Source organism: Massilia sp. GER05 (genome assembly GCF_052056005.1).
In the GTDB taxonomy this organism is placed as follows: Bacteria; Pseudomonadota; Gammaproteobacteria; order Burkholderiales; family Burkholderiaceae_D; genus Telluria; species Telluria orientalis.
This window is the reverse complement of the sequence record NZ_CP178858.1, coordinates 3,603,630-3,617,290: the sequence shown is the minus strand read 5'-3', so window position 1 is coordinate 3,617,290 and position 13,661 is coordinate 3,603,630. Positions and strand designations below refer to the sequence as shown.

Sequence of the window (13,661 nt, the reverse complement as noted above, 5' to 3'; positions counted from 1 at the left end):
TTTTCAGCATCAAACCTGGAAAGAACGATGTTTCAGCGAAGGCCGGACTATACCCCAAACGCGACGCGGCTGCTTTGAAGCGGTCCGTAGCGTATGCATGCCACATACGCCGTCTAAGCATATGATAAAAATGTTCTTTTGTTTTGCTATTTTTTAACGGATCATCGACCGTCCCTAGAGAGTCTTTACAAGGAAAAACAATATGGCGATCCCATCCGTTTCCTCGCTGCGCCGCGCACTGCTGGCGCTGGCGCTCGGCAGTGCCGTGGTCCCGTTTGCCGCACAGGCCGCCGGCGTGGAACTGCTGAACGTGTCCTACGACGTGGCACGCGAACTGTACAAGGACATCAACCCGGCCTTCGTCGCCGAATGGAAGAAGGCGACGGGCGAAACCGTCACGATCAAGCAATCGCATGGCGGCTCCAGCAAGCAGGCCCGCGCCGTCGCCGACGGTCTCGAAGCGTCCGTCGTGACGATGAACCAGGCCAACGACATCGACATGCTGGCCGACCGCGGCCTCGTCGCGAAGGACTGGGCCAAGAAATTCCCGGACAATGCGGCGCCCTATTACTCGACCATGGTGTTCCTGGTCCGCAAGGGCAATCCGAAAGGCATCAAGGACTGGGCCGACCTCGCCAAGCCGGACGTGAAAGTCGTCATCCCGAATCCTAAGACCGCCGGCAACGGCCGCTATACCTACCTGGCGGCCTGGGGCTCGGTGATCAAGAAAGGCGGCAGCGAAGCGCAGGCGCGCGACCTCGTCGGCAAGATCTTCAAGAACGTGCCCGTGCTGGACGCCGGTGGCCGCGCCGCCACGACCACGTTCACGCAGCGCCAGATCGGCGACGCCCTCGTTACCTTCGAGAACGAAGTGAACCTCGTGCGCGCCGAGTTCGGCAACGACTTCGAAGTCGTGTACCCGTCCATCTCCGTGCTGGCCGAGTCGCCGGTGGCCGTCGTGGACAAGGTCGTCGACCGCAAGGGCATCCGCAAGCAGGCGACGGGCTACCTCAACTTCCTGTACTCGGAAACGGGCCAGGCGATCGGCGCCAAGCACTATATGCGCGTGCGCAACGAGAAAGTCATGAAGCAGTTCGCCGCGAACTACAAGCCGATCAAGCTGTTCACGGTGGATGATGTATTCGGTGGATGGCGTGCCGCGCAGAAACGTCACTTCGACGACGGTGGAGAATTCGATAAGATTTACACCTCGAAATAAGACATTTCACAAAAATCTGTTCAAAAAGAAGGCCCTGCGGAAACGCGGGGCTTTTTTTTCTTGTAGAATCTTGCCGTTGGACTCGATATTTCACTGACGGACATAGACATGTGTCAATCTTTGGTGCTATCGTTCAATTTTGTTGCTGCATAGCATGTCGCTATCTGCCAACCCGACGTTTTGATGCTCCGCCGCCGTCCGGCGCCCGACCATTAACCGTACCCAGACAACCATCCATGATCAAAAAATTCCTCGCTGCCGTAGTGATGACGATCTCCAGTGCAGCGGCCTTCGCCGTGCCGTTCGGATCGCAATCGGTGCTGGTGGTCGAAGACGACACCGGCAAGGTGCTGTTCGAAAAGAACGCCAGCACCGTCGCGCCGATCGCTTCGCTGACCAAGCTCATGACCGCCATGGTCGTGCTCGATGCCCACCAGGACATGAACGAGCCGATCGAGATCGAAAAACAGGACGTCGACATGCTCAAGCACAGCTCGTCGCGCGTGCCCGTCGGCGCCACCATTCCGCGCCGTGACGTGCTGCAGCTGGCCCTGATGTCGTCGGACAACCGCGCCGCCGCCGCACTGGCCCGCACATACCCGGGCGGCATCGACGCCTTCCGCGCCGCCGTCAAGCGCAAGATCGCCGCACTCGGCATGACCCAGACGGTCATCGAGGAACCGACGGGCCTCTCGCCGAACAACCGCTCGACCGCCGCCGACCTCGTCAAGATGGCGACCGCGGCATCGAACTACGCGGAGATCACCCGCATCACGACGTCGTCGAAGGACCTGATCAACATCAAGGGCCGCGAAGTCGAATACCACAACACCAACCGCCTCGTTGGCGCCAAGGGCTGGGACATCGGCCTGTCGAAGACGGGCTACACGCAGGAAGCGGGCCGCTGCCTGATCATGCGCGTGAAGGCGGCCGGCAAGAACGCGACGATGGTGCTGCTGAACGCGGGCGCCTCGTCCGTCCGCATCCTGGACGCCCTGAACATCCGCCGCCACGTGCTGGGCGACGCCGGCCCCGTGGCCACGCGCGCCGTGGCGACGGCCGACGGGTCCCCGCGCGTGCGCGCTTCCGCACGCGGCCCGCGCATCCGCGCCACGGCCGGCGGTCCGCGCATCCGTGCAACGGCCGGCGGCACCACGCGCCGCAACCACAAGCACGTGACCGTCACGCGTCACCGCCGCCATCGCTGAGCGGGCGACCGATATCAATACCGAAGGCCGGGACGGGCGACTGTTCCGGCCTTGTCATTTGCGATGCCCATGAACCGTACCCGAATCCTCGCCGCCGGCGCCGGCGGCACCCTCCTCGTCGTGGCTGCCACGAGCTTCGCCAGCCCCTGGTGGACACTGAACCGCCTGCGCGCGGCCGTGGAGCGCCACGATGCCGAGGGCGTCTCCGCCCAGGTCGACTTCCCTGCCCTGCGCGACAGCGTGAAGAGCCAGCTGCTCGGGTCGATCGCCCGCGACGCGGGCACCAATGCCTTCGCCGCGATCGGCCAGGCCTTCGCACGGGCCGTCGCGGATCCGCTCGTGGACGCGATCGTGTCGCCGGCCGGTGTCGCCGCCATGGTCGAACACGGCAAGGTATCGATCGGCAATCCCACCCGGGACGCCGCGACGCCCGCCGCGGAGCCGTCACGCGACAAGCCGCCGCAGCACAAGCCGCCGCAGCACGAGCCGCCGCAGTACAAGCCGCATTATGCGCTGCACTACCGCGGCTGGCGCCATTTCGCCGTCACGGCGGAGGACGGCGGCAGCTTCGTGTTCCGGCGCGACGGCCTGTGGAGCTGGAAGCTGGCCGGGATCGAGTTGCCGCGCAACTGAGAACTCAGCGCGACTTCAGCTGGCGCACATGGCCTTCCAGTTCGGCGAAGGTCGGGCGCTCTGTGGCCGAGATGACCTTGCGGCCGAATTCCACGGCGATCGTCGGCGCATAGCCGTTCATCGAGGCCAGCAGCGTCACTTTTACACATTGCAGCGCCTTGACGACTTCCTGGTGGCGCCGGTGCAGCAGGCTCCCGAGCGGCGCGACGAGGCCGTACGACAGCAGGATGCCGAGGAACGTCCCCACGAGCGCGGCCGCGATCAGGCCGCCCAGCTCCGCCGGCGGCCGGCCGATGGACCCCATCGTGTGCACGACACCCATCACCGCGGCGACGATGCCGAACGCGGGCATGCCATCGGCCAGCTTGTGGATGGCCTGCACGGGGATGTCGGCGTCTTCCTGGTACGTGGCGATCTCGTTGTCCATCAGGTTTTCCAGCTGGTAGCTGTTCATCGTGCCGGACACCATCAGGCGCAGGTAGTCCGTGATGAATTCCATCAGGTGATCGTCGAGCAGGATGATGCGGTACTTCGTGAAGACGGCGCTTTCGTACGGCGCGTCGATCTCGTTCTCGAGCGCCATCAGCCCTTCCCGGCGCACCTTCGTCAACAGGTCGAACATCAGGGCCATCAGCGCCATGTACAGCTCGCGGGTGTAGCGCGAGCCGTGGAACAGCATCGGCAGGCTCTGCCACGTGAGGCCGATCGCCTTGCGGTCGTTGGCGATGACGAACGCGCCCAGCGCACCGCCGAAGATCATCAGGAGTTCATAGGGCTGGAACAGCGCGGCAAGGTGCCCGTCCTGCAGCACGAAGCCGCCGAACACGGCCAGCAGCACGATGATGAAACCCGCGACGATCAACATGATAATGCCCCGATAACTATTCCCAGAACGCAACTTTAACATTGTTGCCACTGAGAAAGCAAAGGTTGCACGTGAGAGTTGGTCGATAGGTTGCGATATGGCAGGATGTCGGGATGCCAACGAAATTCGTCGCGTTCTTTCGCAATCTCAATCTGGGCCACCCGCCGGCGCCGACCCGTGCCGCGTTCGAGGCGGCATTTGCGGACGCGGGCGCTGTCGCCGGCGTGGCGCTGCCGTCATCCAACCCGAGGGGCGACGTGCGCGTGGTGAGCTGGCATGACGGGATGCTGCTGTCGCTCACCTACAAGCTCGGCGCCAGTGCGGGCAGTCCGAACGCGTTCGTCGAACGCACGCTGGACGTGCCGGCGACGACCCGGGTGTGGAACACGGTCGTCCGGCTCGTCCGCAAACATGCCGCTACACCGGATCCTTGACGACCCGGTCGACGTAGCACCAGCCCCACGTCTCCCCGTGCTCCTTCGAGCGGATCACGGGGTGTCCCATCGCATGGAAGTGCTTCGTGGCGTGCTTGTTCTTCGACTGGTCGCAGCAGCCGACGTGGCCGCACGTCAGGCACACGCGCAGGTGCACCCACGTGTCGCCCATCTGAAGGCACTCCTCGCAACCGTCGGTATTGCCCTCGCGGGTCACGATGTGATGAAAGTGCGTGCAGTCGTTGCTCATGCCACCTCCTTATTGTTCGATCATTCCCCGCAATCCGCTCGCCCGGTGCGTGCGGCGCAGGATGGCTTCGCCCAGCACAGCCGGCCCCGGCGTCGTCAGGGTGAACTGGCGGCTCGCGCGCGTGATGCCCGTATAGACTAGCTCGCGCGCCAGCACGGCGCCCCCCTCTTTCGGCAGGGCCAGCACCGTGTGCGCGAATTCCGAACCCTGCGATTTATGGACCGTCATCGCGTACGCCGTCTCCACGTGGCGCAGGCGCGTGGCCAGCACGCTGCGCACGTTGTCGCCTTCCAGGAACCACACGCGCAGCGAACCGGGACGCGCCGGGTCCGGCAGCGCGAGGCCGATGTCGCCGTTGAACGTGCCCGTCGGGTAGTCGTTGCGGGTGACCATGACGGGGCGGCCCACGTACCAGTCGCCGCGCACGATCAGGCCCGCGTGCGCGAGGCGCAGTTCGATGGCCTCGTTCAGGCCTTCCACGCCCCACTCGCCTTCGCGCACGGCGCACAGCACGCGGAACGCTTCGAAGCGCTGCAGCACGGCGCGGACCCAGTCTTCGTGGCTTCCATGGCCTGCGCTGCCGGCGCGCAGGAGTTCGAGATACGGGCGATAACCCTCGTTCGCCAGCTGGATCACGTGGTGCTGGTGCGCGTGGTCGATCCAGCGCAGCACGCCGGCCGCGTCAGGTGCGCGCAGCGCGGCGGCCGCGCCGTCGACGTCGCCCGCGTTGACGGCCAGCGCCAGCTTGCCGATCGGGCCGCCGAAGCGGCGGCTGTGGCGCAGCATCACCGTCTGCTGGGCGAGCGGGCCGCCATGGCCTTCATATTCGGCCGGGATCGTCTCGCCGCTCGCGGCCCGCACGTACGCGAGCGTGTCGGCGTCGTAGCGCCCGGCCTGCGCGTCGTGGCACAGATCCCCCAGCACGGCACCCGCTTCCACCGACGCCAATTGGTCCTTGTCGCCGAGCAGGATCAGCGTGGCGCCCGCGGGCAGCGCGTCCAGCAGCGACGCCATCATCTCCAGGTGCACCATCGACGCCTCGTCGACGATCAGCACGTCGACGTCGAGCGGATTGCCGCGATGATGCGCGAAGCTGCGCGTGTCCGGACGCGCGCCCAGGAGGCTGTGCAGCGTGCGCGCGGCGCCCATGCGCGTCGTCAGCGCGCGCAGCGGCAAGGCGCCGCCGACGCGGTCGGCCAGGTCGGTCAGCGCCTTGTCGATCGACTGTTTCAGGCGCGCCGCGGCCTTGCCCGTCGGGGCGGCGAGCGCGATGCGCTGGCGCGCGGCGTCCGGCGCCGTCGCGAACAGCAGCGCCAGCAGCCGCGCCACCGTGTACGTTTTACCGGTGCCCGGGCCGCCCGTGATGATGGCGAACGCGCCCCGCAGGGCGACGGCGCAGGCGATGCGCTGCCAGTCGGGCGTCTCGCCCGCGCGCTGGGCGCCGAACAGCGCTTCCAGCCAGGTGTGCGCCTGGTCGATGTCGACGTCGCGGCGCTCCTGCGCGCGTGTACGCACGCACGTGGCGACGAGGGTCTCGTCGCGCCAGTAGCGGCGCAGGTACAGGCGCGTGTCGTCCAGCACGAGCGGCTGGTCGTAATCGAGGTCGCCCACGCGCCACACCTGGTCGCACGTGGCCAGTTGCGACATCCACCCCTTCACGCCGCGCGGCAGCGGTTTCGCGGCCTTCGCCAGCGCCTTCCAATCCTCGTCGGCCCAGCCGAGCAGCGCGGCCGGATCGCCCACCAGGTCGTCCAGCAGCAGGCAGCTGTGACCCCGTCCTTCCAGTTCCGACAGCACGAGGGCCGCGAGCAGCAGCGGCGTCGATTTCGCGCACGCGGCCTCGCCCAGGCTCGCGACGAAGCGCGCGAACACGCCGGACAGGCGGCGCAGTTCGCCCGCCTCCGTCAGGCGCTCCACCTCGGCCCAAAAGGCGCTGGTATCGATGACGTCAGGCTTCATGCGTCTCCTTTCCCAGCAGGCGATCGAGGCCGTCCAGCAGTTCCAGGTCCGGCTCGATCAGGTAGCAGCCGTGCGTGGCCGGGTTGCCGATCCCGCGCAGGAACAGGAACACGGCGCCGCCCAGGTGCTCGTGCGGCGAATAGTCGGCGCCGAGGCGCGCGCGCAGCAGGCGGTGCACGGCCAGCATGTAGATGGCGCCCTGGATGTCGTAGCGGTGCCCGGCCATGCCGGCCGCCATCGCGGCCTGCGTGTACGCGGCGTCGCCCGGTCCCAGCGCATTCGATTTGTAGTCCAGCACCCAGTAGCGGCCGTGGCATTCGAACACGAGGTCCGTGAAGCCCTTCAGCATGCCGTGCAACTGGCGCTCCGGCAGGATCGGACGCGGCGTGTTCCCCAGCATGCGTTGGCGGCACAGGCGGTCGAGCGCGGCGACGTCCAGCTGGCGGCTGGGGAACCAGAATTCCATCTCGGCCAGCGGCGAATCGAGGTCCGCCAGCGCGCAGCCGACGGGCGGCAGCGGCGTGACGGCGACCATGCGCAGCCAGGCCAGCGCATCGTCGACGCGGTTGCCCCAGCCGGCGCGCCGGATACGCTGCGCGACTCGAGCCTGGTACTCTTCCTCGTCGATCTGGCCGAAGCCTTCCCGAGCCATCCATTCGAGCTGCTCGTGCAGGAAGTTACCGGGGCCGGCGCCGCGCGGGAAGCGGTGCCACGGCGCGTCCTCGCCGTGCGTGACGGGCACGACGCCCGGGTCCTCTTCCTCCAGCAAATTCTCTTCCTGCGGCCGCGTGGGCGGCGCGACGGCAACGGTGTTTTTCGTCAGCGACGTGAAGGAGCCCACGGCCCAGTTGCGTTCGAAGCGCGCCTCGAACCGCGGCGGCTCGACGAGCTCCGGCCGCACGTCTTGCCTTGCCAGCCGCGTACAGCCGTCCGGGCTCGCCAGCGCATGCAGTTCGATGCCGTCGACGTCGCCGCGCAAGTGTTCCCAGCGCTCGCGCACGGCGGCCGCGGGCACGGGTGCGCCGCCCGTCAGCAGATAGCCCAGCGCCGATTCGTGCAGCTGGTTCTCGCCCTTCTTGCGCGCCGCGACGGCGGCGACACCGAGCCACAGGAAATGGCGCGCCCGCGTCAGCGCGACGTACAGCAGGCGCAGGTCTTCTTCCAGGCGCGCGCGGTCGACGGCTTCCATCGCCGCGTCGGACAGCGCCAGGTCGATGCGGCGCTCGCCATCGTCTTCCACGTATTCGAAGAATGCGCGGTTGCGGCGGTCCGTCTTGCGCGCGGTGACGGCGAACGGCAGGTACACGAGCGGATACTCCAGGCCCTTCGATTTGTGCACCGTGACGACTTTCACCAGTTCCGCATCCGACTCCAGCCGCAGCACTCTCTCGTCGCCGCCCTCGCCCACGCCTTCCACCTGTTCGGCGAACCAGCGGATCAGCGCCTGTTCGCCATCCAGTTCGCGGCTCGCTTCCTGCAGCAGTTCCGCGAGGTGCAGCAGATTCGTCAGGCGCCGCTCGCCGCCCGGCGCCGCCAGCAGCTTGGCGGGCAGGCCCAGTTCGTGGATGAAGCGGCGCAGCATCGCCAGCACGCCTTGCCGCTGCCATGCCTGGTGCAGCGATTTCAGTTGTTCGACGCGGACTTCCCACGCCAGTTCGTCGCTCGCGAGCTGCGCCAGTTCCGCCAGCGGCAGCGCGCACGTCGCGGTCGCGAACGCGGCGCGCGCGAGCGTGAAGTCGAGCGGATTCGCCACCGCCTGCAACCAGCGCAGCACGTCGCGCGCTTCAATGCTTTCGACGACGGAGTCCTGGTCGGACAGGTACACGCTCGCGACCTTGCGCTGCACGAGCGCGCGCCGGACGGCCGCCGCCTCGCGCCGGTCGCGCACGAGGATCGCGATATCGGCCGGCATCAGGCGGGCAAACCGCCCGGCATCGTCCGCGAAGCCGACGCGCGGATCGTTCAACAGCCGGACGATGTGTTCGGCGCAGTGCTGCGCGAAGAATTCGCGGTAGTCGTCCGCGCGCAGGTCCTCGACCTCCACCACGCCGACGGCCAGCGCCTGGAACGGCCCGTCGACGCCAACCAGCTGCTGCTTGCGGCCCGCCGCGTCGACGGCGTCGAACGGCAGCGGATTTTCGTCGCCCTTACGGAAGCGGAAGGCGCCCGCCGCGTAATTTCCTTCCGCGTGGCGGAACAGCTGGTTGACGGCGGCGACGAGCTGGCGCGTCGACCGGTAGTTCGTGCCCAGCTGGTAGTGGCGGCCATGCGTGGCGCGGCGCGCCGACAGATAGCTGTGGATGTCGGCGCCGCGGAAGCCGTAGATCGACTGCTTCGGATCGCCGATGAGGAACAGGCCGCGCGCCGGATCGTTGTCGGCCACGCGGTACAGCAGGTCGAAGATGCGGTACTGGTCGGGCGACGTGTCCTGGAATTCATCGACCATCGCCACCGGATACTGGTCGAGGATGCGGCGGCGCAGCGCCTCGCCGTTCGGCCCCTCCAGCGCATCCTTCAGGCGCGCCAGCATGTCGGCGAAACCGAACTGGCGGTTGCGGCGCTTCAGCTCCGCCATGCGGTGCGCGATGGCGCAGGCGGCGTGGCGCAGCAACGCGTGCGACACGGGGGCGATGGCGTCGAGCCCCTCTTTCAACGCCTTGGTGTGCTCGAAGCACTCGGGGATCGGCGCGCTGTAATCCTTGCTGAACGCGTCGAGGATGCCGTCGGGTGTCAGGCGGGTCCACGATGCGTCGGTGAGTTGCGGATAGTGGGCTTGCGGGTCGTCCGCCCAGCCGCGCAGCGCAGCGAACGCCTTCGCCAGCGAATCCGGACGCATCTTGTTGCCGTTGAACGCCTTCGGATTCACGCTGCCCTGCGCCGCGATCCATGACTCCATCGCATCGGCGCGCGCCCGCCAGCCGTCCTTCAGCCGCTTCAACGCATCGCGCTGCTCGCGTTCCGCGTCGGCGATGACCGCGCCCAGCGGCCGCTCGCCCAGGTTGCCGATGCGGTCGTCGATGCGGCCCGCGCGCTGCACCAGCTCGCGCACCGTCCGTTTCAGCGCATCGACGTCGCTCCAGCACGACAGGAGGCTCGCGAGCGCCGCGCCGGACAGCGGGTACACGTGCTGGCGCCAGTAGTCGTGCGCCGCATCCTCGAACAGCGCGCGCTCGTCGCCGACGAGCTCCTCGTCGAACAGGCTGCCGCTGTCGAACGCGTGCTCGCGCAGCATGCGCTGGCACCACGCGTCGATCGTGAAGATCGCCGCCTCGTCCATCGTCTCGGCCGCGAGCACGAGCCGGTGCGCGGCCACGAGCCGGGACGCCTCGTCGTCGTACGCGTCGGCCAGCACTTCCAGATAGGGATCGTCGGGCTCGATCTCGCCGCGGAAGCACGCCGCCGCCTGCACCAGGCGCTCGCGCACGCGGTTCGACAGCTCGCGCGTGGCGGCGCGGGTAAACGTCATGACGAGGATCTCGGGCGGCATCAGCGGACGGGCAAAACCGTTGTCGCCGCCGTGGCCCAGCACGAGGCGCAGGTACAGCGCGGCGATGGTCCACGTTTTACCCGTACCGGCGCTGGCCTCGATCAGGCGCGAGCCGTGCAGCGGGAAGCCCAGAGCGTCGAGCAGCTGGCTCATTGCTCGCCTCCGTCGAAGCGGGTCACGGTCACGCCGTCCTTCAGCCACGCGACCAACGGGCCGTACAACGCTTCGGCCACGAGCGGCCAGCCGCCGGCCGCGCGCAGCAGCGCGAATTCCGGCCACAGGCGCGCGAGGCACGGGTCGGTGACTTCGCCGTCGATCTCGAAGCCGCCGTCATACGTCTCGCGCGCATCGCCGCCGGAGAAGTGCGCGAGCGCCGTCTTGCATGCGACGGGCAGCGGCCGGTCGAGATTGGCGCGCCACAGCGTCACCAGCGTCTCCAGTTGCGCGAGCGCCTGGCCACGTTCCAGCGGCGCCATCGCGAGGCTCGCGTCGCGCGCGACGAGCACGCCGCCCACGCGCTCGCCCATCGCGGCGGCGGCCAGCTGGCGCAGCCACGGGCCGATCAGTTTGTCGCCGCGCGGCTCGCCCTTGCGGTCCAGCACCTTGGACGACATCTGCAGCAGCCACACGGTGTCCTCGTCGTTGCTGCGCAGCCGGTCGATCCAGTCGTCGACGCGCAGGCCGCCCGCCTCCACGCCGACGACCAGTTTCGGCGCCGGCTTCGGATAGCGCGCGCCCTGCGCGAGCCAGGCGCGGCGCACGGGCACGAAGTCGTCGACGAGCTGCTGCTGCCATTGCCGGCCCACGAGGCCGATCGGCAGCACGCCTTCGCGCGCGAGCCGCGCGGCGCGCGTCTCCAGCACCTGGCGCACCTCGTGCGGCGCTTCCGGCGTGCCGCTGTCGTCCAGCAGCGTGTCTTCCAGGAAGTAGCGGTCGAGCGCATCGAGCGAGAACGGTTCCTCGTCCTCGCCGACGACTTCCAGGTCCGCGAACGTCACGCCGAGGCGGCGGCGGAAGAAGTAGCGCGCGGGCTGGCGCAGGAAGCTCGCCAGCTCGCCCAGGGTGAGCCGGTAGTCGGCATCCAGTTCGAACGGCGGCAGCACGTCGTCGCCGACACCGGAAGCGTCGGCACCGTGCGCCGACCGCCACTCGCCCGCATACGTGAGCAGGCCGCCGCGCTCGAAGTAGCGGCGCGAGAACGGCTGCAGCGCGTGCACCGTCGTGCGCTCGGCCAGGTCGAGGTCCCAGCCGGCGGCGAGATAATCGCGCAGCTGCGACACGAGCACGGACGCCGGCTGCTCCGTGTTGTCGCGCACGTTGCGGCCGACCCAGCTCACGTACAGTTTGTCGCGCGCGGCCAGCAGCGCTTCCAGCATCAGGTAGCGGTCGTCGTCGCGGCGCGAGCGGTCGCCCGGGCGGCTCAAGCCCGGCAGCGCCAGCAGGTCGAAGTCGGACTGGTGGCCGCGGCGCGGGAAATCGCCATCGTTCATGCCGAGCAGGCACACGACGCGGAACGGCACGGCGCGCATCGGCATCAGCGTGCAGAACGTGACGCCGCCGGACACGAACTGGTGCGACAGCGCCGGCTGGTCCAGCTGGCCGAGCCACGCTTCGCGCAGGACTGCCAGCGGCACGGGTTCGTCGAACAGCGCGTTCTCGCAGATCTCCAGCCAGCATTGCAGCGCTTCTTCCAGCTGGTGCAGCATCAGGCGGTCTTCCTCGTTCGTCGCGCGGAAGAACCTGGCCAGCAGCGCGCGGGCGCAATCGCCCCACTCCATCGGCGTCTGGACGCGGTCGAGGTCTTCGCGCCACGCGAGCAGCGCTTCGACCAGTTCCGCCAGCGAGCCCGCCAGCGCGGCATCGAGGCCGCCCACTTCCGGATACGGCTCGATGTCGCGGAAGCTCGCGCCGTGCCCGGTCGCATAGCCGAGCAGCATGCGGCGCACGCCGAACAGCCAGGAATTCTGTTCGCCGGCCGAGCCGAGGCCGAGTCCCGCGCGGTGGCGCTGGTCCAGGCCCCAGCGCACGCTGGCGCCTTCGATCCAGTGGCCGAGGATGGGCAGGTCGGCTTCCTCCAGGCCGAAGCGGGCGGCCAGCGCAGGCACGTCGAGCAGGTCGCGCACCTCGCTCTGGCGGCAGCGCTGCTGCGGCAGGCGGAGCAGCCATTCCAGCGCCACGAGCAGCGGATTCACGCTGCGGTCCTTCACGTCGCCGATCTCGAACGGGATGTAGCGCGGATCGCTGCGCTTGTGCTGGTCGAACACGGCGTGGACGGCGGCCGAGAAGGTCTCGATGTCCGGCACCATCACGACGACGTCGCGCGGGCGCAAGGCGCCTCGCTCGTTACCTTCGCGCTCTTCCGCGAACCACGACAGCAGCTGGTCGTGCAGCACTTCGACTTCGCGCTGGGCGCTGTGCGCGATGTGGAATTCGATCGACCGGTCTTCCGCCGGCGGCGGCGTGTGCGGATGCTCCGGGAGCGGCAGCAGGTCGCGCACGGCGGCCTGCACCTGGCCCAGCAAAGTCTCGCCTTCTTCGTCGGAGAACAGGTCGATGCGCAGGTTGCCGAATTGCGCGCCCTCGCCATTGTCGAATTCGTCGAGCATGCGCACGAAATCGCGGCCCTGCCGTCCCCAGCTGGCGAGCAGCGGATGGCTGTGCGCGTGCAGCTGCTCGACGGGAATCTCGGACAGGTCGCTGCCGTTGCGGTGCTGCTGCCGTTGATAGGCGGCGCGCAGCAGTTCGCGGCCTTCGATGATGTCGCCCCAGTAGAACCGGCACGGGTTCGGCACCGCGATCAGCACCTGCGTGTGGCGCGACAGGCCCGCCATCGCCTGGATCGTCTGGTACGGCAAGGTCGACATGCCGAACAGGATCACGCGGCGCGGCAGGCGCAGCACGGGTTCGCGGTCTTCCGTCACGGCGGCCATGAATTGCTGGTGGATCGTCGCGCGGCCGGACCAGCGGCGCTCCGGCGGCAGGCTCGCGTGGATCTCGCGCCAGAGCTGCGCCTGCCAGCACTGGTCCGGCGCCAGCGGGATCGGCTCGCCGCCCGCACGGCGCAGCTGGTCGCGGTCGTCGGCCCAATCCGTGAGCCAGTCGGCGCGGTAGACCTGGTACTGGTCGTACAGGTCGGCGAGACGTTCGGCCAGCTGCAGGCGGCGCTCGGCGTCGCCGTCGGAGAGGAAATGGCGCAGCGGCTCGAATCTATCCTTTTCCAGCAGCTCGGGCAGCAGGCGCATGAGGCGCCACGTGAGCGCATCCTTGTCGAACGGCGAACGGCGCGGCACCCGTTCCGGCCCCAGCATGCCGCGGTAGGCCTCCCACTGGAAGCGGGCCGGCAGCGCCACGCGCGTGGCCGCGCACACGCCCAGCTCCTCCGCCAGGGCGATCTTGAGCCACTCGGCGACGCCGTTCGACTGGACGAGCATGATCTCTTCTTCCAGCGGACCGAGCGGATTGTCGCGCAGCCAGTCGAAGACGGCGGCGCGCAACAGCTCCATCTGGTTGCCGTGCAGGATGAGGAGGCCGGGGCGGATCGGGGATGGCATGACGGGACGTGGCGAAGAGACTCGCGCAGCATACTACTTCCGGGGCTCCGGCGGT

Annotated in this window: 9 protein-coding genes; 4 read left to right on the top strand and 5 right to left on the bottom strand. The window is 68.3% G+C overall.

What is annotated here, in order from left to right; genetic code table 11:
- The first annotated feature begins 202 nt into the window (after window positions 1-202).
- From ACL58G_RS16240 to ACL58G_RS16230, 3 genes are all read left to right on the top strand, one after another.
- Window positions 203-1,219, top strand: a complete 1,017-nt coding sequence (locus ACL58G_RS16240; protein ID WP_440967906.1) for a sulfate ABC transporter substrate-binding protein — start codon at window positions 203-205, stop codon at window positions 1,217-1,219.
- A gap of 236 nt (window positions 1,220-1,455) precedes the next feature.
- A complete protein-coding gene (locus tag ACL58G_RS16235) occupies window positions 1,456-2,427 on the top strand; it encodes a serine hydrolase (protein ID WP_440967905.1) in 972 nt (323 codons plus the stop codon).
- Between the two features lie 69 nt (window positions 2,428-2,496).
- Window positions 2,497-3,060 (top strand): DUF2939 domain-containing protein, encoded by a 564-nt coding sequence (locus ACL58G_RS16230; protein WP_440967903.1) that lies wholly within the window; start codon window positions 2,497-2,499, stop codon window positions 3,058-3,060.
- 4 nt (window positions 3,061-3,064) lie between these two features.
- Here the strand turns inward: ACL58G_RS16230 and motA are convergent, their stop codons facing one another.
- On the bottom strand, window positions 3,065-3,925 hold the full coding sequence (gene motA, locus ACL58G_RS16225; RefSeq protein WP_413345008.1) for a flagellar motor stator protein MotA: 861 nt from the start codon (window positions 3,923-3,925) through the stop codon (window positions 3,065-3,067).
- 113 nt (window positions 3,926-4,038) lie between these two features.
- On the opposite strand from motA, the gene ACL58G_RS16220 reads away from it, so the two are divergent.
- The gene (locus ACL58G_RS16220; RefSeq protein WP_440967901.1) at window positions 4,039-4,359 is read left to right on the top strand and encodes a hypothetical protein; all 321 of its coding nucleotides are present in this window, start codon (window positions 4,039-4,041) and stop codon (window positions 4,357-4,359) included.
- Here the strand turns inward: ACL58G_RS16220 and ACL58G_RS16215 are convergent.
- The 4 genes from ACL58G_RS16215 to recC are packed head-to-tail and all read right to left on the bottom strand — an operon-like array spanning window position 4,343 to window position 13,606.
- Entirely contained in the window at window positions 4,343-4,609 is a 267-nt protein-coding gene (locus tag ACL58G_RS16215) for a UBP-type zinc finger domain-containing protein (RefSeq protein WP_440967899.1), read from the bottom strand. The two genes, ACL58G_RS16220 and ACL58G_RS16215, sit on opposite strands and share 17 nt — an antisense overlap.
- A gap of 9 nt (window positions 4,610-4,618) precedes the next feature.
- On the bottom strand, window positions 4,619-6,568 hold the full coding sequence (recD, locus tag ACL58G_RS16210) for an exodeoxyribonuclease V subunit alpha (protein WP_440967897.1): 1,950 nt from the start codon (window positions 6,566-6,568) through the stop codon (window positions 4,619-4,621).
- The gene (recB, locus tag ACL58G_RS16205; RefSeq protein ID WP_440967896.1) at window positions 6,558-10,208 is read right to left on the bottom strand and encodes an exodeoxyribonuclease V subunit beta; all 3,651 of its coding nucleotides are present in this window, start codon (window positions 10,206-10,208) and stop codon (window positions 6,558-6,560) included. Before recB ends, recD begins: the two co-directional genes overlap by 11 nt.
- Window positions 10,205-13,606, bottom strand: a complete 3,402-nt coding sequence (gene recC, locus ACL58G_RS16200; protein ID WP_440967894.1) for an exodeoxyribonuclease V subunit gamma — start codon at window positions 13,604-13,606, stop codon at window positions 10,205-10,207. The genes recB and recC overlap by 4 nt, the downstream gene beginning before the upstream one ends.
- Window positions 13,607-13,661: the final 55 nt, after the last annotated feature.

Bases quoted from the DNA above. Each gene is read 5' to 3' on its own strand.
- ACL58G_RS16240 (WP_440967906.1), top strand. From the start codon at position 203: ATGGCGATCCCATCCGTTTCCTCGCTGCGCCGCGCACTGCTGGCGCTG.
- ACL58G_RS16235 (WP_440967905.1), top strand. From the start codon at position 1,456: ATGATCAAAAAATTCCTCGCTGCCGTAGTGATGACGATCTCCAGTGCA.
- ACL58G_RS16230 (WP_440967903.1), top strand. From the start codon at position 2,497: ATGAACCGTACCCGAATCCTCGCCGCCGGCGCCGGCGGCACCCTCCTC.
- motA (WP_413345008.1), bottom strand. From the start codon at position 3,925: ATGTTGATCGTCGCGGGTTTCATCATCGTGCTGCTGGCCGTGTTCGGC.
- ACL58G_RS16220 (WP_440967901.1), top strand. From the start codon at position 4,039: ATGCCAACGAAATTCGTCGCGTTCTTTCGCAATCTCAATCTGGGCCAC.
- ACL58G_RS16215 (WP_440967899.1), bottom strand. From the start codon at position 4,609: ATGAGCAACGACTGCACGCACTTTCATCACATCGTGACCCGCGAGGGC.
- recD (WP_440967897.1), bottom strand. From the start codon at position 6,568: ATGAAGCCTGACGTCATCGATACCAGCGCCTTTTGGGCCGAGGTGGAG.
- recB (WP_440967896.1), bottom strand. From the start codon at position 10,208: ATGAGCCAGCTGCTCGACGCTCTGGGCTTCCCGCTGCACGGCTCGCGC.
- recC (WP_440967894.1), bottom strand. From the start codon at position 13,606: ATGCCATCCCCGATCCGCCCCGGCCTCCTCATCCTGCACGGCAACCAG.